Below are 20,548 nucleotides of genomic sequence, written 5' to 3' on the forward strand. Positions count from 1 at the left end.
GCGTGATTCGCCTTGCGCTCCGCGCTGGATTCCTGGAGTTCCTGGTTCGATGTCTGATCCTGAGCGCGGCGCCTACGCGCCCCATACCGACGAGCCCCTGGCCTTCGATGCGCGCCGCCCGGTGCGTGGGTCCCGTCCGTTTCCGCTTACCCTCATCATCAGCGGCGTGGTGCTGCTGACCCTGATCGTGGCCATCGCCCTGATCTATCGCGGCGGCGTCCGCGCCCCGAACGAGGCGCCCCAGCCCGTAGGCGAGCCCGCCGGCCAGATGAAGGGCCCGGCGCCGCTCGACGCCCAGCCCGCCGATCCCGCCGCCGGACTGCAGATCTATCGTTCGGAAGGTCAAGCGGAAGAGGGCGCCGAGCCCAACTTCGCCCCGCCCCCGGAAGAGCCGCAGCCGCGTCCGGCCCCGTCGACCGCTCCGGTCCAGGCCGCCGGTCTGCCCCCGGCCCAGGCCACGCCGGCCCAGCCCGCTCCGACGCCCGTCCCGACCAAGGCTCCGCCCGCCGCCGCGCCCGCGCCGGCCCCGGCCAAGGCGACGACCCCGCCCGCCGCCGCGCCGGCTCCCGCGGCTTCCGGCGGCGCCGCCGCGGTGCAGATCGGCGCCTTCTCGTCCGCGGCCCTGGCCGACAAGGGGTGGAACGACGCCGCGCGGATCGCGCCGGGCGCCGCCGCCGGCAAGGGCAAGCGAGTCGAGCAGATCGAACGTGACGGCAAGACCCTGTTCCGCACCTCCGTCACCGGTTTCGGCTCGCGCTCGGAGGCCCAGGCCTTCTGCGACGCCCTGAAGGCCGCCGGCAAATCCTGCTTCGTGAAGTGACGGAGGCCCGGTGAGCCACGCCTGCATCCTGGGCTGCTCCGGCACGCGCCTGACGCGCCATGAGAAGGAGTTCTTCAAGGCCGCTCAGCCTTGGGGTTTCATCCTCTTCAAGCGCAACATCGAGACGCCTGATCAGGTGCGCCGGCTCACCGACGAACTGCGCGAAACGCTCCAGCGACCCGACGCGCCTATCCTGATCGACCAGGAGGGCGGCCGCGTCGCTCGCCTGCAGCCGCGGCACTGGCGTCGCTACCCGGCGGGTCGCGCCTATGCCGAGATCGCCCATAACGACCCGCTCGCCGCTCGCGAACTGGTCCGCCTGGGCGCCCGACTGATGGCTCACGACCTGTCGAGCATCGGGATCAATGTCGATTGCGTGCCGGTGCTGGATGTCCCGGCGCCTGATGGGCATGAGATCATCGGCGACCGCGCTTACAGCACCAATCCCGACCAGGTGGCCCAGCTGGGCCGCGCGGCGGCCGAAGGCCTGATCGCCGGCGGGGTGCTGCCGGTCATCAAGCACATCCCCGGCCACGGCCGCGCCAAATCCGACAGCCACGAAGAGCTGCCGGTGGTCGACGCGACCCTGGAAGAGCTGGACGCCCGCGATTTCGCGCCGTTCCGCAGCCTGTCGGATATGCCCATGGCGATGACGGCGCACGTCGTCTACATCGCCCTCGACTGGCGTCGCCCCGCGACCCTGTCCAAGCGCGTCATCACCCAAACCATCCGCCATTCGCTGGGCTTTGAGGGCCTGCTGATGAGCGACGACCTGTCGATGAAGGCCCTGAAGGGCTCGTTCGAGGCCCGCACCCGCGCGGCCCTGGCGGCGGGCTGCGACGTCGTCCTGCACTGCAATGGCGACATGCAGGAGATGAAGTCGGTGGTCACCGCCTGCCGCCCCCTGTTCGGCAAGGCCAAGAAGCGGGCCGAGGCGGCGCTGAACCGGCTGGCCATCCGTCCCGAACCCTTCGACGTGGCCGAGGGCCGCTCCCGCTTCGATAGCGCCTTCTCGCGGGTGCTCGCCGGATGAACGACCGCAGCTTCCAGCCGACCTTCGCGTTCGATGCGGCGGCGGAAGCAGCCGAGGACGGCGTCGCCCTGGTCATCGACATCGATGGATATGAAGGGCCGCTGCACGTCCTGCTCGCCCTGGCCCGCAACCAGAAGGTGGACCTGCTCAAGCTGTCGATCACGAAGCTGGCCGAGCAGTATCTGGCCTTCGTGCATCAGGCCCGCCGCATGCGCTTCTCGCTCGCGGCCGACTATCTGGTCATGGCCGCCTGGCTGACCTACCTGAAGTCGCGGCTGCTGCTGCCCAAGCCCGAGCGGCCCAAGGGCGAGGAGCCCCCGGCCGAGGAGATGGCCGCTCTTCTGGCCTTCCGCCTCGCCAAGCTTGACATGATGCGCAAGGCGGTGGACGCCCTGAACAGCCGCCCCTTGCTCAAGCGCGACATCTTTCCGCGCGGCGATCCGGAGGCGATCAAGGTCGTGCCCTCGACCCGGCTGGAGGGCGACCTCTACAGCCTGATGAGCGCCTACATCACCCAGCGAAAGCGCGAGGAGAGCCGCCGCTACGCGCCGACGCCCCCCACCGCCTACGCCTTGGAAGAGGCCCGCGAACGCCTGCGGACGCTGCTGCCGGAAATGGAGTCCTGGACGACGCTCGAGATCGTGGCGCCGCCCGAGGGCGCATTGGGGAGCGAAGGTCCAACCCGCGCGTCCTTTTTGGCCTCGACCCTTTCGGCCAGCCTTGAGCTGGTGAAGGAGGGCGCTTTGGAAGCTCGCCAGCTGGATCATTTCCAGGACATCTACCTGCGCCGCCGCGAAATGCCGGCGGCCGAACCCACCTTGCTGTGATGGACGAACTTCTGATCGAGCGGGCGATCGAGGCCCTGCTATTCGCCGCCGCCGAGCCGATCAGCGAGGCCGACCTCGCGCGCCGCCTGCCCGAAGGCGCCGATGTCGCCGCGGGCATCGAGGCCCTGCGCCGCCGGTACGAGGGCAGGGGGGTGGAGCTGGTCTGTGTGTCCGAGCGCTGGCGTTTCACCACCGCCGCCGACCTGGCCTATCTGATGACCGAGGAGCGCGAAGAGCCGCGCCGTCTGTCCAAGGCCGCCCAGGAAACGCTCGCCATCGTCGCCTACCACCAGCCGGTGACCCGCGCCGAGATCGAGGCCGTGCGCGGCGTGCAGGTCAGCCGCGGGACTCTGGACGTCCTGCTGGAGCTGGGCTTGGTTCGCATGCGTGGCCGCCGCCGCACGCCGGGCCGCCCCGTCACCTTCGGCACCACCGACGCCTTCCTGGAGCATTATGGCCTGGCGACTCTGGCCGACCTGCCCGGCATGGCCGAGATGAAGGCCGCCGGCCTGCTCGACCTCAACCTGCCGCCCGGCTTCTCGGTGCCCGACCCCACCGGCCTGCGGGACGGCGAGATCGAAGACCCGCTGGACGAAGGCGAGACCCCTGAGTTCGCGCAGGACTTCCTGGGAGAGGAAGAGCCGTAAATCGAACAGTCGGTTGCGCCGAAAGACGCGGCCTTCGCTTACGCCTCGCCAAGGCCTATATTGTGTGCGAAACGCACGGGTCCGTCGGAGCGCCTTTCAGGATAGGCCACGACTCTAAGGAGCATACTCGTCATGGGTTCGATGAGCTGGATTCACTGGGTGATCGTGATTGCGGTCGTGGCGCTGCTGTTCGGCGGTCGCGGCAAGCTTTCCGGCATCATGGGCGACGCCGCCAAGGGCATCAAAGCCTTCAAGGAAGGCCTGAAGGACGACGACAAGCCGGCCGATTCCAAGCCTCTTCCGCGCACCGAAGCGGAAAAAGAAGAGCTGCGTAGCTAGTTTTCCCATCGCGCGGGGTTGAACCTCCGCGCGATGACGCCTCTAAGGCCGTCATGCTTCCCGAAATCGGCGCCACCGAACTCATGGTCATCGCCGCGGTCGCACTGATCGTGGTCGGACCCAAGGACCTGCCCGTGCTTCTTCGCAAGCTCGGGCAGTTCGTCGCGCGTCTGCGTGGCATGGCCAACGAATTCCGCGCCTCCTTCGATGAGATGGCCCGCCAGTCAGAGCTGGACGAGCTGCGCAAGGAAGTGGCCGCCATGCGCGCGGGCCAATTCACCAATCCCGTCCAGGAAGCTGCCGACGCGGCCAAGGACGCCAGCGTCGATCAGGTTTTCAACGACATCGACGCCAGCCTGAAGGGCAGCGACATGTCCTTCCCGCCCACCAGCTTCGCGACCCAGAACGAGCCGGCCGCCATCGAGCCCGAGGCCCCAGCCAAGCCAAAGCGCAAGTCTGCGCCCAAGAAACCTGCCGCCGCGCCCAAGGCCGCCGCCACGGCCCCGGTCAAGAAGGCCGCCGCCGCGCCCCGCAAGGCACCGGCCAAGGCCGCTAAAGCCCCCGCCAAGGCGAAGTCATGAGCGCGGACATCGAAGACGAGATCGAGGCGTCGCGCGCGCCGCTGCTGGACCATCTGGTCGAGCTGCGCACCCGCCTGATCATCTGTGTCGTCGCGCTGTTCGTCGGTTTTGGCGTGTGCTTCGCCTTCGCCGACACGCTCTATGTCTTCCTGCTGCGCCCGTTCGAGGTCGCCGCCGGCCTGATGGCCGCGCAGAAGGCGAGCGGCGGCAAGCATGGCGCCTTCGACCTGTTCTTCGCCCTGCTGGGCTTGAAGGAAATCCCGCCCCTTGCGCCCGGCTCGCTGAAGCTGGTCTTCACCGCGCCGCTGGAATTCTTCTTCACCAAGCTCAAGCTGGCCGCCTTCGGGGCGGTTGCGATCTGCTTCCCGGTGCTGGCCTTCCAGCTGTACCGCTTCGTCGCCCCCGGCCTGTACAAAAAGGAGCGCAAGGCGTTCTTGCCGTTCCTGATGGCCTCGCCGGTGCTGTTCATGCTTGGCGCGACGCTGGTCTACTACGTCATGCTGCCCTTCGTTCTGTGGTTCTCCCTGAGCCAGCAGATCGTCGGCGCCGGCAACATCTCGGTCGAGCTGCTGCCCAAGGTGTCGGACTACTTCACCCTGGTCACCTCGCTGCTGCTCGCCTTCGGTCTCTGCTTCCAGCTGCCGGTGGTGCTGTCGCTGGCCGGGCTGGCGGGGCTGGTGAACGCCGAGATGCTGCGCACGGGGCGTCGTTACGCCATCGTCGCCGTCTTCGTGGTCGCCGCCATCGTCACGCCGCCCGATCCGATCAGTCAGCTGATGCTCGCCATTCCGATTTGCCTTCTCTACGAAGTCTCTATCTGGTGCGTCTGGCTCATCGCCCGCAATCGGCGGATCGAGGATGAGGCGCGAGACCTCGTCGCCACCTAAAGAGTCGCTTCTGCGGTTGGCGCCCTGACCGACGCGCCTTAAGGAATGCGGCTCTCCCGCCTTCCCGAGAAGACCGATGCACGACATCAAGGCCATCCGCGAAAACCCTGACCTGTTTGAAAAGGCGTGGTCCGCGAAAGGCTTCTCCGGCAAGGCCGCGGAAGCCATCGCCCTCGACGCCGCCCTGCGCGCCGCCCAGAGGGCCGTTCAGGAGGCCCAGGCCAAACGCAACGAGTCCTCCAAGCTGATCGGCGCCGCCAAGGCCAGGAAGGACGAGGCCGAAGCCGCCCGCCTGATGGCCGAGGTGGAAGCCCTCAAGGGCGTTCTCGCTCAGCAGGGTGTCATCGAGACTGGGGCCGTCGCGCAACTGCACGACCTGCTGGCCGGTCTGCCGAACATTCCGTTCGATGAGGTTCCAGAGGGTGACGACGAAGGCAGCAATGTCGAGCAAAGCAACTGGGGCGACGCTGCAAAACTGCCTGCGGGCAGGCTGAACGCCCCAAAGGACCATGTCGACTTGGGCGAGGCCCTTGGAGGCATGGACTTTGAAGCCGCCGCCCGCATGTCGGGTTCGCGGTTCGTTGTTCTTAAAGGGCAGATCGCACGTCTTGAGCGTGCGTTGGGCCAGTTCATGCTTGACCTACAGGTCAATGAGCATGGCTACGTCGAGGTGTCGCCGCCGGTTTTGGTTCGAGAGGCGGCACTATTTGGAACGGGTCAACTACCTAAATTCAAAGAGGACCTGTTCGCCACTCAGTTCATGGATTGGGACGAGCTGAGTTCAATTAGGGCCGAATATAGAGATCAAATAGTCCGTGATAATTCGGAGACTATAAAGCAGCAGCTGCAGCATGCGCTTGGCGATAGAACTTCTAACGTTGATGTTCGTGCTTTTGCTGTTGGATTCATCGAGCAAAGAGCGGAAGAGCTCGTGGAGTTGCATTACGAGAGCATGAAGCGGGCCGCGCTAGCCCGAGTTCCGCAGCAACGTTGGTTGATCCCTACGGCCGAAGTCTCTCTTACCAACATTGTACGAGAGCAAATCCTCAGCGAGGAGGAACTGCCTCTACGCATGACGGCCTTGACGCCATCCTTCCGAGCCGAAGCTGGCTCGGCCGGCCGCGATACGCGCGGCATGATCCGTCAGCACCAGTTTTATAAGGTCGAACTCGTCTCGATCACTACCTCTGACAAATCCGAGGCCGAGCACCAGCGCATGACCGAATGTGCCGAAGCTGTGCTGAAGAAGTTGGAATTACCGTTCCGCACCATGCTGCTGTGCAAGGGCGACATGGGCTTTAGTGCGCGCAAGACCTACGACCTCGAGGTCTGGCTGCCCTCGCAGAACACCTTCCGCGAGATCAGCTCCTGCTCGAACTGCGGAGACTTCCAGGCGCGTCGTATGGACGCTCGCTATCGCAAGACCGGCGAGAAGGGCACGCACTTCGTCCACACCCTCAACGGCTCGGGCCTCGCCGTCGGCCGCACGCTCGTGGCCGTGCTGGAGAACTATCAGGACGAGAACGGTCGCATCGCCATCCCGTCGGCCCTGCAGCCCTATATGGGCGGCCTTACGCACATCGGGGGCTGAGCGGCGTGCGGATTCTGCTGACCAACGACGACGGCATCCACGCCGAGGGCCTGCAGGCGCTGGAGCGCATCGCCCGCGCCCTGACCGACGACGTCTGGATCTGCGCGCCGGAGACCGAGCAGTCCGGCGTCGGCCGCGCCCTGTCCCTGACGTCGCCGCTGCGGGTGCGCCGGATCGAGCCGCGCAAGTTCGCCGTGGCCGGCACGCCCACGGACTGTGTCATGCTGGCGGTTCAGGACCTGATGGACGGCCCGCCGGATTTGATCCTGTCGGGCGTCAATCGCGGCCAGAACATTGGCGAGGACGTGTCCATGAGCGGCACCGTGGCCGGCGCGATCCAGGGTATGGCCCTAGGCGTTCCCGCCATCGCCATGAGCCAGGCTCTGCGCGTCTTCCACGACAGCGAGCAGGCGCTCTACGACACCGCCGTCGAGTATGCCCCTGGCATCGTCCAGAAGCTGGTCGAGATCGGCTGGCCCAAGGACGTGATCATCAACGTCAACTTCCCCGACGCGCCCGCCGATCAGGTGCATGAGGTCGAAGTGACCAAGCAGGGCTTCCGCGACGTGTCGATCATGCACGCCGAGCGCCGCACCGACCTGCGCGGTCGCGACTATTACTGGATGGGCTTTCGCAACGAGCCCTCGCGTCCGGCCGACGGCACCGATATCAAGGCGGTGTACGAGGGGCGCATCTCGGTGACGCCCCTGCACATCGATCTGACGCACCACGACACGGTCCACCAGATGAAGGGCCTGCTCGGCGGCGCCATCCCGAAAGTGAAGGCGGGCTGATGGCCAAGGCTCCCAAGACCGACGAGTCGCCCGAAACCCAGATGGCGCGGCTCATCCTCGCCCTGCGTTCGCAGGGGGTGACCGAGCCCGGCGTCCTGAACGCTATCGAAAAGACCCCGCGCGACCTGTTCACCCCGGACCTGTTCAAGGAACGCTCGTGGGAGGACTCGGCCCTGCCGATCGCCTGCGGCCAGACGATCAGCCAGCCCTTCATCGTCGGCCTGATGACCCAGGCCCTGACCCTTGAGCCCCGGTCGCGGGTTTTGGAGATCGGCACCGGGTCCGGCTACCAGACCGCGATCCTCTCGCGCGTGGCGCGGCTGGTCTACACGGTGGAGCGCTACCGCACCCTGATGAAGGAAGCCGAGACACGCTTTGCGGTGCTCGGTCTCACCAATGTGATCACCAAATTCGGCGATGGCGGCGAGGGTTGGGCCGAACAGGCGCCTTTTGACCGCATTTTGGTCACGGCGGCGGCGCCGGATGAACCCAAGACGCTTCTCAATCAGCTCAAGCCCAATGGCGTGCTCGTCGCGCCGGTGGGCAAGGGGCCGGTCCAGAGCCTCAAGCGCTACGCCGGCGACGGGCAGGGGGGCTTCAAGGTCGAAGTCTTGTGCGACGTGCGTTTCGTCCCGCTGCTGGATGGCGTGGCGCGCGAACTCTAGAGCGATTTCGTCGGCTGAAGCGGGCGCGAATCGCTTCGGACATATCGCCGCGCGCCTGCGACCAATTCGTCGTGCTTAACGCGGGCTTAACGCTAAGGCCGCACCAGTAAGGTTGTGTGAGTTGAAGGAAGATCCAGCGATGACGGAAAACAACCCCCGCAACACGCTGATCGCCGCAAGCCTTATGGCCTTGACCGCCGCGCTCGCCAGCGCGGCGACGGCCCAGACGCCTCGCTATCCGATCACCCAGGACCAGCCGCGCGGGCAGGGTCTGCGCATGCCCAAGCCCAATTTCCCGATCCGAAATCCGGCCGCCGACACGCCGGTCGCGGCGAGCGCGACACCCGCCTATGCGCCGCCTTCGACTTCTGGCTCGGGCATCACCAGCACCCAGATTCCGGACGCCGCCCCCTCGACCGTCCGCGCGCCCATGGCTGTGACCAGCCAGACACTGGCCCCGCTCGCGCCGGCGCGTTCCGCTGAAACCGAAGCGACGGCCGCCTCCGACGGCTCCTTCGAACTGGCCCTGGCCCAGACCAGCAGCCGTCGCCGTTCCGGCTCGGCGGTGCGCGAAACCGCCTCCGAATACACCGTCAAGCGCGGCGACAATCTGGCGTCCATCGCCCGGTCGCTGGGCGTCAGCCAGGACGCCTTGGCCGAGGCCAACAGCCTGAGTTCGCCTTATCGCCTCGACGCCGGGCAGAAGCTGAAGGTGCCTGGCGCCGCGGGTCAGAGCGCCAGCTCGACCTCGGGCTCCTACACGGTCAAGCGCGGCGACACCCTGGCCACCATCGCCAAGTCGCAGGGCGTCTCCATCGAGGACATGGCCCAGGCCAATGATCTGCGCTCGCCCTATCGCCTGACCGCCGGCCAGAAGCTCAACGTCCCGGGCGGCGGCGAAGACAGCCGTCCGTCTTCAACGCCGACCCGTACACCGTCGCGCGGCGGCGAAGTTCGCACTCACACCGTGGCGTCCGGCGACACCCTGTTCGCCCTGGCTCGCAAGTACGACACCACCCCGGCCGCCATCGCCGAGGCCAGCGGCATTTCCGCCCGCACCGGCCTGCGCGTCGGCCAGAAGCTGACCATCCCGGGCGAGGGCGGCTCCGTCCCGACCCGCGCCGAGCCGGAAACGGCCCGTCCGGCGCCCGTGACCAGCCGCCCCAATCAGGTCCGCCCATCGCGCGAAGAGCCCGTGGTCGACACGGCCGGGAGCGCGGACGTCGCCGGCGGCGGCCGCGTCATCACCGTCGATGGCCCGGCCAAGACCTACACCGTCAAAAGCGGCGACAATCTCGACGAGATCGCCGACCGCATGGGCATGAGCCGCCGTGAACTGGCTTCACTAAACGGTCTGAAATCCCCGTACCGCCTGACCGTCGGCCAGCGCCTGAAAGGCGAGGCGACCAAGGCCAAGGCCTATGTGGTCGAGAGCGGCGACACCCTGGCGGTGGTCGCGCAGCGCTTCGGCGTCACCACCCGAGCCCTGGCGGCCGAGAACAACCTGCGCTCCACGGCCCGGCTGCGGTCCGGTCAGCGTCTGATCCTGCCCGCTGGCTTCCGTGACCGTGGCGTCCCCAAGCCGGCCGCCTCGACGCCGGCTCCTGTCCGCTCGACGCCCGCTCCTGCTCCTGCGCCGACGACCCCGGCGCCGGTCCGCGAAGAACCCGCCGCCAACCTGCCGACCCGGCCGCAGCCCTACACCGGCACGCCCACGCGCCCGGCCCAGACCTCGCGCCCCGCCATCGTCGAGTCGGCTCCCGCCCTTAGCGAGGCCGAGATCGTCGCCGCCGGCAAAGGCCGCTTCATCTGGCCCCTGACAGGTGAATTGCTGTCCGACTTCGGTCCGAAGGCCGGCTCGCAGCGCAATGACGGCCTGAACATCAAGGCCGCCGCCGGTGACCCCGTACGTTCCGCCGCCGCGGGCGAGGTGGTCTATTCCGGCGATCAGGTCCCGGGCTTTGGCAATCTGGTGCTGGTCAAGCACGCGGACGGCTGGGTGACGGCCTATGCCCACCTCAGCCGCACCGATGTGAAGATGCGCCAGCAGGTCACTCAAGGTCAGCAGATCGGCCAGGCCGGCTCCACCGGCGGGGTCGCCGAACCCCAGCTGCACTTCGAAGTCCGCTACGCCCCGTCGCCGAAGGATAAGGCGCGCCCGATCAACCCGGCCCTTGTCCTGCCGCAGTAGCCGGCGGGATCAGTCCTCGCCGTTGCGCCAGCGCCATTCGCCGTCCGTCTTGCGACGACTGACGATGACCAGCGCGACGCTGAGGACCGTTGCGGCGAGGATGCCGACGTAAAAGGGAAAGGCCGGCGGTCGGAAGTACCAGACCGCGCCCACGGTGCTGGCCGTGTAAACCGCCAGCAGCGCCCATCCTTCCCAGGTGATGGGAAGACCGGCGCCATAACCGTACCGCTTGGGTTTGAACCACGCCTTGCTCATGGACACCCCTCTAGTTGGTCAGCTTCACTCCAAGCTCGCCGGCCAGGTCGCGGGTGAACTGCCACGCGATGCGACCGGAGCGCGAGCCTCGCAACTGTGACCACTGCAGTGCGCGACGGTCAAGGTGCTCGACCTTCAGGCCGAAACGCTGGGCATAGCCTCGGATCGCTTCCAGATAGGTCGCCTGATCCATGGGCGGGAAGCCCAGCCACAGACCGAAGCGGTCGGAGACGCTGATCTCCTCTTCCGCGTCCTCTTGGGCGGCGATGGCGCCCCGGCCCTCCACGTGATCGCGCGGCATCAGGTGCCGGCGGTTGGAGGTGGCCACGAACATCACGTTCTCCGGCGGACCGGCCACGCCGCCCTCCAGAGCCGACTTCAGGGCCTTGGCCGCCGCCGCGCCGTCCTCGAACGACAGGTCGTCGCACAGCACCACGAACCGCTCGTCCCGGCCGCGCAACTGATCGAACAGGTCGGGCAGGGCGGTCACCGCGTCGCGGTCCACCTCCACCAGCTTCAGGACCGGATGCGCCTTGGCCGCCGCCATGAAGGCCGCCTTGGCCATGGAGCTCTTGCCCGTGCCCCGCACGCCCCACAGCAGTACGTCGTTGCAGGGCAGCCCCTCGGCGAAGCGCTGCAGGTTCTGCAGGAACTTCTCCTTCTGGCGATCCACGCCGACCAGCAGATCCAGCGCCATGGGATAGTCCGGCGCCGGCAGGAAGGCGCCGCTTTGCGGGTCATGGCGGAACAGCCGGGCGGCCCCGAAATCGAGATCCCTGGCCGGTTGCGGCGCCAGGCGCTCAAGGGCTTCGGCGATGCGGATGAGGATGGGCGACAGGTCCTGGCTCATGCTCTGGCTATAAGCCGCCTGCCGCTCATTGCAAAAGGGCAGGCGAGCGCATAGCTTCCGCCGACCTAAAAACGGCCCCGCTCGTGAAGCGCCGGGCCCAAGAAGACAATTGGAGATGCGATGAACCCGGCCGCCGGTCCCCAGGATTTCCTGATCCAGATCGCCCCGATCCTCCTGCTCGTGGTGCTGTTCTACTTCCTCATGATCCGTCCGCAGCAAAAGCGGATGAAGGAACATGCGGCCCTGCTGTCGAGCCTGAAGCGCGGCGACAATGTCGTCCTGTCCAGCGGCATCCTGGGCAAGATCGTTCGCGTCGAAGACAAGGAAGTCGGCGTCGAGATCGCCACCGGCGTCACCGTGAAGGTGGTGAAGGGCATGATCACCGAGGTTCGCACCCGCGGCGAACCGGCGAACGACTAAGACGTAAAGCCCCGCCTCGATGCTCAATCTCTCGCGCTGGAAGCTCCTGGCCGTCGCCTTTTCGGTCGTCTTCGGGATTCTGTTCGCCCTGCCCAACGTCCTGCCTCAGCGGACGCTGGATGCGATGCCCGGCTGGATGCCGAAGCAGAAGCTGAACCTTGGCCTGGATCTCCAGGGCGGGTCCTATCTGCTGCTTGAAGTCGATACCCAGGCGCTCCGCGCCGAGAAGTTGACCAATCTGATCGAGGACATGCGCGGCACTCTGCGCAATGGCCAGATCCAGTTCAGCAGCCTGAGCCAGCAGAACGGCCGCATCTCGGTCCTGATCAATGATCCGGCCCAGGTTAATCAGGCCGCCAACCTGCTGCGCAACAGCGTCGGCGCGCCCCTGGCCGGCACGCCGGGCGGCCGTGACGTCAACGTCAACGTCCAGGGCCAGCGCATCGAGGTGGCTTTCGTCGCCGAGGCGTTCAATGCCGAAGCCGCCAAGGCCGTCGATCAGTCTATCGAAATCATCCGTCGCCGGATCGACCAGCTCGGCACCAAGGAACCGTCGATCACCCGCCAAGGTATTGACCGTGTCGTGGTCCAGGCCGCCGGCGAAAGCGATCCCGAGCGTCTGAAGCGGGTCATCGGCCAGACCGCCAAGCTCAGCTTCCAGATGGTCGATGAGACCGTCACCGCCCAGGACGCCGCCGCCGGCCGTGTGCCGCCGGGCTCGGTCTATGTGCCCAGCGACGACGGCTATCTGCCCGGCTATGTGCTCAAGAAGCGCGTGGTGGTCTCGGGCGACATGCTGACCGACGCCCAGCAGCAGTTCGACCAGCAATCGGGCGCGCCCGTGGTGTCGTTCCGCTTCAACGGCGTGGGCTCGCGCCGCTTTGGCGACGCCACCAGCGCCAACATCGGCAAGCGTTTCGCCATCGTCCTCGACAACCGCGTCATCTCGGCTCCCGTGATCAACAGCGCCATCACCGGCGGTTCGGGTCAGATCACCGGCAGCTTCACGGTCGAGAGCGCCAACGACCTCGCCGTCCTCCTGCGCGCCGGCGCCCTGCCGGCCCCGCTGAAGGTCGAGCAGCAGCGCACGGTCGGCGCCGAGCTGGGCGCTGACGCCGTCAAGGCCGGGGGCATTTCCACCCTGGTGGCCTTCGTGGCCATCGTGGCCTTCATGATCCTGTCCTACGGCTTCCTGTTCGGCGGCATCTCGGTCGTGGGCCTGGTGATCAACGGTCTGCTGATCACGGCCATCATGACCATGACGCAGGCGACCCTCACCCTTCCCGGCATCGCCGGTCTGATCCTGACCCTCGCCGTCGCCGTGGACGCCAACGTGCTGATCTACGAGCGCATGAGAGACGAGGTTCGAGCGGGCAGGCCGTTGTTGTCGGCCATGGACGCCGGCTTCTCGCGCGCCATGACCACCATCATCGACGCCAACGTCACGACCATCCTGGCGGCGGCGATCATGTTCCAGTTCGGTTCGGGCCCCGTCCGCGGGTTCGCCTGGACCTTGTCCATCGGCGTGATCACCTCGGTGTTCACCGCCGTCCTCATTACGCAGGTCCTTCTGGCCGTGTGGTATCGCACCACGCGCCCGAAGACCCTGCCGATCGCTTAGGAGCCAGGTCCGATGTGGCCCCTGATCAAGATCCTTCCGGTGAAGACGAACTTCCGGTTCGTCAGCTTCGCCAAGTTCGCCGCCGCCTTCTCGATCATCGCGGTGATCGCGTCCCTCGCCGCCACCCTGCTGCCCTTCAAGGGGCCTTGCGGCGGCCTGAACTGCGGCATCGACTTCCGTGGCGGCACGGTGCTGGAATTCTCCACCGCCCCGCGCGCCCTTGACCCTGGCGTCGTTCGCGAGGCTCTGTCCGGTCGCGGCCTTGGCGACGTCCAGGTCCAGAGCTTCGACGCCACCTCGGCCATGGTCCGCTTCGAGACCCCGCCGAACATGAACGCCAACCAGACCGCGGAAGGGGTGAAATCCGCCCTGACCCAGGCCCTTGGCGCACCGGTCAAGTTCGCCCGCACCGAGGTTGTCGGCCCCAAGGTGTCCGGCGAGCTGTTCCGGGGCGGCATCATCGCCCTTGGTCTCGCGATCGGCCTGATGATGGTCTACATCTGGTTCCGGTTCGAACTGCAGTTCGGTCTGGGCGCCGTGGCGGGCCTGTTCCACGACATCATCCTGACCTTCGGCCTGATCGCCTTCTTCAATCTTGAGTTCAGCCTGACGACGATCGCGGCCCTGCTGACGATCATCGGCTACTCGATGAACGACACCGTCGTGGTGTTCGACCGCCTGCGCGAGAACCTGCGCAAGTACAAGAAGATGCCCCTGGGCGACGTGATCGACCTGTCGATCAACGAGACCCTGTCGCGCACCGTGATCACCGGCCTGACGGCCGTGCTCGCCCTGGGCGGCCTGGCGGTCTTCGGCGGCGAGACCCTGTTCGGGTTCTCGATCATCATGATCTTCGGCATCGTCTTCGGCACCTATTCGTCGATCTATGTCGGCGCGCCGATCATCCTGCTGTGGGGCGTCAAGCGCGGCGACGACGATGAGCCGGCCAAGCCGATCGTCCCCACCGGTTCCGCCGTCCGTCCCTGAACATGCGTCAGCCGCCATCCATAGACGCCTATGGGGATGGCGGCTTTCGCGTGCAGGGCAAGCGCCATGACGGCTCGCTGCTGCTGCTCGACGACCAGCCGCACCCGTGGCCTGTGCGCAGCCTGGCCGAGTTGAAGCCCGAGGATTTCGCTGATGTCGTGGCCGCTGGCCCGTCCGTGGTCGAGTTCGTGCTGCTCGGCACCGGGGCGACCATGGCCCCGCCGTCGCGCGCCGTGAAGGACGCGCTGCGCAATGCTGGCTTTGGCCTGGAGTTCATGTCCACCGAGGCGGCGGCCAAACTCTACAACGTGCTGGCCACCCAGGGGCGCCGCGTCGCGGTCGCCCTGATCGCCGTCTAATCGCGGCGCTCACAGCTTTGGGGCCAAGGTTCGCAAAAGCGCCTTGCCCCCACCGAATGGCCGGGCTATAGGCGCAACCCTTCCTGCCGGCGGATGCGTAGCTCAGCGGGAGAGCACCTCGTTCACACCGAGGGGGTCACAGGTTCAATCCCTGTCGCATCCACCATTCCCCACCCGAAATCGGTTCAGGCCGCGCCCTTCGCCCAGGCGCGCACCACGCCGTCCAGTTCGTCGAAATGATCGATGACGATGTCGCCGCCCAGTTCACGAGCGGGCGCCTCGGTATAGCCGAAGCTGACCACGATCACCGGCACCTTGGCGTTCTTGCCGGCGCCCACGTCGGCGATGCTGTCGCCCACCAGGATCGCGCGGTCGGGGCGGCCGCCCACGGCCTCGATGGCGACCAGCAGATGGCGGGCGTCGGGCTTGGGGGCGGGAGCCAGGTCCTGGCCGATCACCGCATCGAACAGCTTCGTCAGATCCAACGCGTCCAACAGCGCCGTCGACAGGCCCGTCAGCTTGTTGGTGCAGACGCAAAGCTTGGCGCCGTCCGCCCGCAGCTTTTCCAGCGCCTCGACCGTCCCGGGGAAAGGCGTGCTCTCCTGGGCGATGCGGCTCAGATAGACGGCGATGAACCGCTCCACCAGGCCAGGCGCGCGCTCGGCGTCCAGCGGCGCGCCAGCCGCCGTGAAGCCCCGCTCCAGAAGGGCCTTCGCGCCGCGCCCGACCATTAGTCGGACATCCTCATAGGGCAGGGCGGCTAGACCCTCCTCCGCAAGCACGGTGTTCAACGCGCCGATCAGGTCGGGTGCGGTGTCCACCAAGGTGCCATCGAGGTCGAAGGCGATCGTCAGGCCGGAAAGCGGGAGCTGGTCATGCATAAGGCCGCCGTTTCGGCTAAACGCGATGGGAAAGCAATGCAGGAGCGCGAGTCGCCATGACCACCGCCGCCCCCGGGGCCCGTCCCCGCGCCGCCGTAATCCTGGCCGCCGGCCAGGGCACGCGGATGAAATCGCCGACGCCCAAGGTGCTGCACAAGGTCGGCGGCCGCACCATGCTGGACCACGCCATCGACGCGGCCGAGGGCCTGGGCTGCGAGCGCATCGTCGTGGTCGCCGGAACCCACAGCCCGCAGGTTGGCGCCCATCTCGCCAGGCGGCTGGGCGACGCCGCCGTCGCCATCCAGGACCCGCCCCTGGGCACCGGCCATGCTGTCCTGGCCGCCAGGGAGGCTCTGCAGGGCTTTGAGGGCGACGTGGTGGTCACCTACGCCGACTGCCCGATGCTGAGCGCCCAGACCATCGCCCCGCTGTTCGACCTGCGCGCGGCAGACGCGGACGTCGCCGTGCTCGGCTTCGACGCCAAGGACCCGGGCGCCTACGGCCGCCTGATCCTGGCCCCCCACCAGATCCTGCTGCGCATCGTCGAGGCCAAGGAGGCCGACGAGAGCGTGCTTCAGGTCAAGCATTGCAACTCCGGCGTCCTGGCCGCCGACGCGGCCCTGCTGTTTGACCTGCTGTCTCGGGTCACCAACGACAACGCCAAGGGCGAGTACTACCTGACCGATATCGTCGGCCTCGCCCACGACGCCCACCTGAAGTCCCGCGTCGCCTTCGCCTCGGAAGAGGCGGTGATGGGCGTGAACTCACAGGGCGAGCTCGCCGTCGCCGAGGCGGTGTTCCAGCGCCGCCGCCGCACCGCCCTCATGGAGGCCGGCGTCTCCATGGTCGCGCCCGAAACCGTGTTCCTGTCCTGGGACACCCATCTCGCCGCTGGCGTCACCGTCGAGCCCAACGTCGTCTTCGGCCCCGGCGTCAGCGTCGCCGCCGGCGCCCAGATCCGGGCCTTCAGCCATCTTGAGGGGGCCCTGGTTCACGAGGGCGCCGAGATCGGCCCCTACGCCCGCCTGCGCCCCGGCGCCGACATCGGCCGTGACGCCAAGGTCGGCAACTTCGTCGAGGTCAAGAAGGTCAAGATGGGCGAGGGGGCCAAGGCCAACCACCTGTCCTATCTCGGCGACGGCACGGTGGGGCCCAAGGCCAACATCGGCGCGGGCACGATCTTCTGCAACTACGACGGCTTCGAGAAGTTCGAGACCCATGTCGGCCCCGGCGCCTTCATCGGCTCCAACAGCGCCCTGGTGGCGCCGGTGACGGTGGGCGAGAACGCCATGACCGCCTCCGGCTCCGTGATCACCAAGGATGTCGAGGCCGGCGCCCTGGCCCTGGCACGCGCCGACCAGACAGCAAAGCCCGGCTGGGCGACCAAGTTCCGCGCCCTCAAGGCCGCCAAGAAAAAGGGAGCTTCAAAGTGAGCGCCGACGACCAGAAACGCATTTCGGGCGAAGCCGCCGCCCAGCTTGTCGAGAGCGGCATGATCGTGGGCCTCGGCACCGGCTCCACCGCCGCGTGGTTCGTCAAGGCCCTGGCGGCCCGCGGCCTGACGGGGATCAAGGGCGTGCCGACCTCCGAAGCCACCGCCGCCCTGGCGACCGAGCTTGGCATCCCGCTCCTGGACCTCAACGACGCGCCCGAGATCGACCTGACCGTTGATGGCGCGGACGAGATCGGCCCCGGCCTGTCGCTGATCAAGGGCGGCGGCGCGGCCCTGCTGCGCGAGAAGCTGGTCTGGGAGGCCTCCAAGCGCTGTGTGGTCATCGCCGACGCCGCCAAGAAGGTCGAGACTCTCGGCAAGTTCGCCTTGCCGATCGAGGTGGTGGCGTTTGGACATCTCTCCACCAGCCGCCGCATCTGCGACGCCCTGTCGGAATGCGACATCGGCATGCCGCCGCGTCTGCGCCTCAAGGACGGAGCCCCGGTGAAGACCGATGGCGGCAATCTGATCTACGATGTGGCCTGCGGCCGGATCGAGGACCCGTCAGCTCTGGCGGCGGCGCTCAAGAGCGTCACGGGCGTGGTCGAGCACGGCCTTTTCCTGGACCTTGCGGAGGAAGCTCTGCTCGGAACCGATAACGGCATAGTGCGCCTGCAGCCCTGACGCCCTATCTGTGCGTTCAAGCGTGACTGGATCTGGAGCCCTCCATGGCTGAGTACGACTACGACCTCTTCGTCATCGGCGCCGGCTCGGGCGGCGTTCGAGCCTCGCGCCTCGCGGCCATGAGCGGCGCCAAGGTCGCCGTGGCGGAAGAATATCGGGTCGGCGGCACCTGCGTGATCCGCGGCTGCGTGCCCAAGAAGTTCATGGTCTACGCCTCCGAATTCGCCCACCACTTCAAGACCGCCGAAAGCTACGGCTGGTCCAAGGTCGAAAGCAGCTTCGACTGGAAGACCTTCATCGAGGCCAAGGACGTCGAGATCGCCCGCCTGTCCGGCATCTATGTGCGCAACCTGCATAACGCCGGGGTAGAACTCCTGCATGGCCGCGCGACCATCAAGGGTCCGCACACCATCGAGATCACCGGCAACGACGCCCGCACGGTGACGGCCAAGAAAATCCTGATCGCCGTCGGCGGCCGGCCCTCGGTGCCGGAAGAGATACCGGGCATCGAGCATGTGATCACCTCGGACGACGCGTTCCAGCTGGATAGCCTGCCCAAGCGGATCGTGATCATCGGCGGCGGCTATATCGCCGTGGAGTTCGCGGGCATCTTCGCGGGCCTGGGCTCCGAAGTGACCCTCGTCTATCGCGGGGCCAACATCCTACGCGGCTTTGACGACGATGTGCGCGAGCACCTGGCTGGCGAACTGGAAAAACGCGGCATCCGCGTCATCCTCGGCTGTTCGCCCGACAAGATCGAGAAGACCCCTACGGGCCTCGTCGCTCACCTGGGCAACGGCATCCTGTGCGAAGCCGACCAGATCCTCTACGCCACGGGCCGCAAGCCGCACGTGGATGGGCTGGGTCTGGAGACAGTCGGCGTCGAGCTGAACGAAAACGGCGCCGTGAAGGTCGACGACCATTCGCGCACCACGGCCGAAAACATCTGGGCCGTCGGCGACGTCACCGACCGCATCAACCTGACCCCGGTCGCCATCCGCGAGGGCGCGGCCTTCGCTCAGACGGAATTCTACAACAACCCCACCAGCTTCGATCACGACAATGTCGCCAGCGCGGTCTTCTCCCAGCCGCCCATCGGATCGGTGGGGCTCAGCGAAGCCGAAGGCCGCCGCAAATTCGGCAAGGTCGATATCTATCGCACCGTCTTCCGCCCGATGAAGTACGCCTTCGCGGGCGCCGAGGAGCGGTGCTTGATGAAGCTTGTGGTCGAGGCGGAAAGCCAGAAGGTCGTCGGCGTCCATATCGTCGGTCCCGACGCGCCGGAGATGATCCAGCTGGCCGCCATCGCCGTGAAGATGGGCGCCACCAAGGCCCAGTGGGATTCCGCCTGCGCGGTTCACCCGACCGCCGCCGAGGAACTGGTCACCATGCGCGAGAAGTACGTTCCGCAGGAGCTTGGCGGCGCTTGACCGCGGTCTCCACAGAAGCGGCGGACCGTCCGACGCGGGGTGAGACCTGGCTGGGCTTCATCGCCGGCTTCGTCCTCGTCCTGACGCCCATCCTCGGCTACCTGGCGCCCCTGGCGTTCGCGCCGCTCATGGGGATCGCCGGGGTCATGGCCCTGCCGCTGCTGCGTCGGCGATGGGGTTCGATCCTGCCGCTCGCGCCGCTGCTGCTGTTGATCCTCTGGGCCCTGATCAGCCTGGACTGGAGCCCCTACGTCACCATCAAGCCCAAGGCGGCGATGGAGAACGCCCTCAAGCTGCCGTTGCAGCTTGCCCTCTATGGCTCCGCCATCCTGGCCTTCGGTCGGCTGGCCGTGCGGTCGGCGCGGCGGGCGCAGACGCTGCTGGCGGCCGGAGCGAGCGCCCTGGCGCTGATCCTGTTCGTGGAGGCCTTGCTGGGCGCCAGCCTCTACCAGGCGATCAAGCAGGCCATCGGCGATCCGATCCGCCCCGACCTAGCGCGCCGCAACATCGCCCAAGGGCTGTACGTCCTGGCGGTGCTGTTCTGGCCGGCCGCCGTAGCGGCGTGGCGTAGCGGCTGGAAGCTGGCGGCTCCGGCCGCGGGCCTGCTGCTGACGGCCGCATCCATCCTGCTGGGCGCCGACGCGCCGATCCTGGCCCTGGTCCTAGGCGGTCTGGCCTTCGCAGCCGTTCGCTACGGCGGTCGCCTGGCGGGTCTGGCCTTCATCCCGCCCATCGCCCTCTACTTCGCCATCATGCCGATGCTGACCCTGGAGGCGGCGCGCAACGGCTTCTTCGCCTGGCTCCATCGCCTGGTCGGCCAGTCCTGGGACGCCCGCCTGGACATCTGGGCCTTCACCGCCGCCAAGATTCTGGAGCGGCCGGGGCAGGGGTGGGGCTTCGACGCCAGCCGGACCTTCGATCCCGCCATACCCCTTCATCCCCACAACGGCGCCCTGCAGCTTTGGCTTGAACTCGGCGCCCTGGGCGCGGCCCTGGGCGCGGTGTTCTTCTGCTGGACGGCCTTCAACCTGGCCAATCAGGCCGAGGAGAACCGCCCCGAGGCCGCCGCCGGTCTGGCGGCTCTCATCGCCTACATGACCGTCGGCGCCATCAGTTTCGGCCTCTGGCAGGAGTGGTGGTTAGGTCTGGGCGCGCTTGCGGCATGTACATGCCTCATTCTCCGCCGCGCGCGGGCCTAGAGGGCAAAAATTTTCCTTCGTTTCTTATGAAACGAGACGTTTTGCGCACGTTTTT

General features: G+C 67.2%; 22 protein-coding genes and 1 tRNA gene. 20 read left to right on the top strand and 3 right to left on the bottom strand.

Annotation, left to right across the window (positions count from 1 at the left end; translation table 11 throughout):
• The first annotated feature begins 49 nt into the window (after nt 1-49).
• The 11 genes from ftsN (at nt 50) to O5K31_RS07355 (ending at nt 10,375) form a co-directional block, all read left to right on the top strand.
• Entirely contained in the window at nt 50-820 is a 771-nt protein-coding gene (ftsN, locus tag O5K31_RS07305; protein WP_269716644.1) for a cell division protein FtsN, read from the top strand.
• A gap of 10 nt (nt 821-830) precedes the next feature.
• Nucleotides 831-1,853: a beta-N-acetylhexosaminidase gene (nagZ, locus tag O5K31_RS07310; protein WP_269716645.1), complete on the top strand. Its 1,023-nt coding sequence runs from the start codon at nt 831-833 to the stop codon at nt 1,851-1,853.
• The gene (locus O5K31_RS07315; protein ID WP_269716646.1) at nt 1,850-2,680 is read left to right on the top strand and encodes a segregation and condensation protein A; all 831 of its coding nucleotides are present in this window, start codon (nt 1,850-1,852) and stop codon (nt 2,678-2,680) included. Before nagZ ends, O5K31_RS07315 begins: the two co-directional genes overlap by 4 nt.
• Nucleotides 2,680-3,327 (top strand): SMC-Scp complex subunit ScpB, encoded by a 648-nt coding sequence (gene scpB, locus O5K31_RS07320; protein WP_269716647.1) that lies wholly within the window; start codon nt 2,680-2,682, stop codon nt 3,325-3,327. The genes O5K31_RS07315 and scpB overlap by 1 nt, the downstream gene beginning before the upstream one ends.
• 132 nt (nt 3,328-3,459) lie before the next feature.
• Nucleotides 3,460-3,666, top strand: a complete 207-nt coding sequence (locus O5K31_RS07325) for a twin-arginine translocase TatA/TatE family subunit (protein WP_269716648.1) — start codon at nt 3,460-3,462, stop codon at nt 3,664-3,666.
• 53 nt (nt 3,667-3,719) lie between these two features.
• Nucleotides 3,720-4,247: a Sec-independent protein translocase protein TatB gene (tatB, locus tag O5K31_RS07330; RefSeq protein WP_269716649.1), complete on the top strand. Its 528-nt coding sequence runs from the start codon at nt 3,720-3,722 to the stop codon at nt 4,245-4,247.
• Nucleotides 4,244-5,134, top strand: a complete 891-nt coding sequence (gene tatC, locus O5K31_RS07335; RefSeq protein ID WP_269716650.1) for a twin-arginine translocase subunit TatC — start codon at nt 4,244-4,246, stop codon at nt 5,132-5,134. Before tatB ends, tatC begins: the two co-directional genes overlap by 4 nt.
• A 76-nt stretch (nt 5,135-5,210) precedes the next feature.
• Nucleotides 5,211-6,725, top strand: coding sequence for a serine--tRNA ligase (gene serS / locus O5K31_RS07340; RefSeq protein ID WP_269716651.1), 1,515 nt, complete (start codon nt 5,211-5,213; stop codon nt 6,723-6,725).
• Nucleotides 6,726-6,730: 5 nt separating this feature from the next.
• Nucleotides 6,731-7,519 carry a 5'/3'-nucleotidase SurE gene (gene surE / locus O5K31_RS07345; RefSeq protein WP_269716652.1) on the top strand — a complete coding sequence of 263 codons (789 nt, stop codon included), beginning with the start codon at nt 6,731-6,733 and terminating at the stop codon, nt 7,517-7,519.
• Nucleotides 7,519-8,184: a protein-L-isoaspartate(D-aspartate) O-methyltransferase gene (locus tag O5K31_RS07350; protein ID WP_269716653.1), complete on the top strand. Its 666-nt coding sequence runs from the start codon at nt 7,519-7,521 to the stop codon at nt 8,182-8,184. The genes surE and O5K31_RS07350 overlap by 1 nt, the downstream gene beginning before the upstream one ends.
• A 139-nt stretch (nt 8,185-8,323) precedes the next feature.
• On the top strand, nt 8,324-10,375 hold the full coding sequence (locus tag O5K31_RS07355; RefSeq protein ID WP_269716654.1) for a LysM peptidoglycan-binding domain-containing protein: 2,052 nt from the start codon (nt 8,324-8,326) through the stop codon (nt 10,373-10,375).
• Nucleotides 10,376-10,384: 9 nt separating this feature from the next.
• On the opposite strand, the gene O5K31_RS07360 is transcribed toward O5K31_RS07355, so the two are convergent.
• Together O5K31_RS07360 and O5K31_RS07365 are read right to left on the bottom strand one after the other, a co-directional pair.
• Nucleotides 10,385-10,630: a hypothetical protein gene (locus tag O5K31_RS07360; protein ID WP_269716655.1), complete on the bottom strand. Its 246-nt coding sequence runs from the start codon at nt 10,628-10,630 to the stop codon at nt 10,385-10,387.
• Nucleotides 10,631-10,640: 10 nt separating this feature from the next.
• Nucleotides 10,641-11,480 carry an ATP-binding protein gene (locus O5K31_RS07365; RefSeq protein WP_269716656.1) on the bottom strand — a complete coding sequence of 280 codons (840 nt, stop codon included), beginning with the start codon at nt 11,478-11,480 and terminating at the stop codon, nt 10,641-10,643.
• Nucleotides 11,481-11,600: 120 nt separating this feature from the next.
• On the opposite strand from O5K31_RS07365, the gene yajC reads away from it, so the two are divergent.
• From yajC to O5K31_RS07390, 5 genes are all read left to right on the top strand, one after another.
• Nucleotides 11,601-11,900, top strand: coding sequence for a preprotein translocase subunit YajC (gene yajC, locus O5K31_RS07370; RefSeq protein ID WP_269716657.1), 300 nt, complete (start codon nt 11,601-11,603; stop codon nt 11,898-11,900).
• 19 nt (nt 11,901-11,919) lie between these two features.
• Entirely contained in the window at nt 11,920-13,521 is a 1,602-nt protein-coding gene (gene secD, locus O5K31_RS07375; protein WP_269716658.1) for a protein translocase subunit SecD, read from the top strand.
• A 12-nt stretch (nt 13,522-13,533) separates the two neighbouring features.
• A complete protein-coding gene (secF, locus tag O5K31_RS07380; RefSeq protein WP_269716659.1) occupies nt 13,534-14,508 on the top strand; it encodes a protein translocase subunit SecF in 975 nt (324 codons plus the stop codon).
• Nucleotides 14,509-14,510: 2 nt separating this feature from the next.
• Nucleotides 14,511-14,867, top strand: coding sequence for an Mth938-like domain-containing protein (locus O5K31_RS07385; protein WP_269716660.1), 357 nt, complete (start codon nt 14,511-14,513; stop codon nt 14,865-14,867).
• 91 nt (nt 14,868-14,958) lie between these two features.
• A tRNA-Val gene (locus O5K31_RS07390) sits at nt 14,959-15,033 on the top strand.
• Nucleotides 15,034-15,052: 19 nt separating this feature from the next.
• Here O5K31_RS07390 and gph read toward each other — a convergent pair.
• Entirely contained in the window at nt 15,053-15,748 is a 696-nt protein-coding gene (gene gph / locus O5K31_RS07395; RefSeq protein ID WP_269716661.1) for a phosphoglycolate phosphatase, read from the bottom strand.
• Between the two features lie 56 nt (nt 15,749-15,804).
• On the opposite strand from gph, the gene glmU reads away from it, so the two are divergent.
• The 4 genes from glmU to O5K31_RS07415 are packed head-to-tail and all read left to right on the top strand — an operon-like array spanning nt 15,805 to nt 20,493.
• Nucleotides 15,805-17,181: a bifunctional UDP-N-acetylglucosamine diphosphorylase/glucosamine-1-phosphate N-acetyltransferase GlmU gene (gene glmU, locus O5K31_RS07400; protein WP_269716662.1), complete on the top strand. Its 1,377-nt coding sequence runs from the start codon at nt 15,805-15,807 to the stop codon at nt 17,179-17,181.
• Nucleotides 17,178-17,864, top strand: a complete 687-nt coding sequence (rpiA, locus tag O5K31_RS07405) for a ribose-5-phosphate isomerase RpiA (protein ID WP_269716663.1) — start codon at nt 17,178-17,180, stop codon at nt 17,862-17,864. The genes glmU and rpiA overlap by 4 nt, the downstream gene beginning before the upstream one ends.
• 44 nt (nt 17,865-17,908) lie before the next feature.
• Nucleotides 17,909-19,294, top strand: coding sequence for a glutathione-disulfide reductase (gor, locus tag O5K31_RS07410; protein WP_269716664.1), 1,386 nt, complete (start codon nt 17,909-17,911; stop codon nt 19,292-19,294).
• Nucleotides 19,291-20,493, top strand: a complete 1,203-nt coding sequence (locus O5K31_RS07415; protein ID WP_269716665.1) for an O-antigen ligase family protein — start codon at nt 19,291-19,293, stop codon at nt 20,491-20,493. The genes gor and O5K31_RS07415 overlap by 4 nt, the downstream gene beginning before the upstream one ends.
• Nucleotides 20,494-20,548: the final 55 nt, after the last annotated feature.

The organism is Caulobacter sp. NIBR2454 (assembly GCF_027474405.1).
Lineage (GTDB): Bacteria > Pseudomonadota > Alphaproteobacteria > Caulobacterales > Caulobacteraceae > Caulobacter.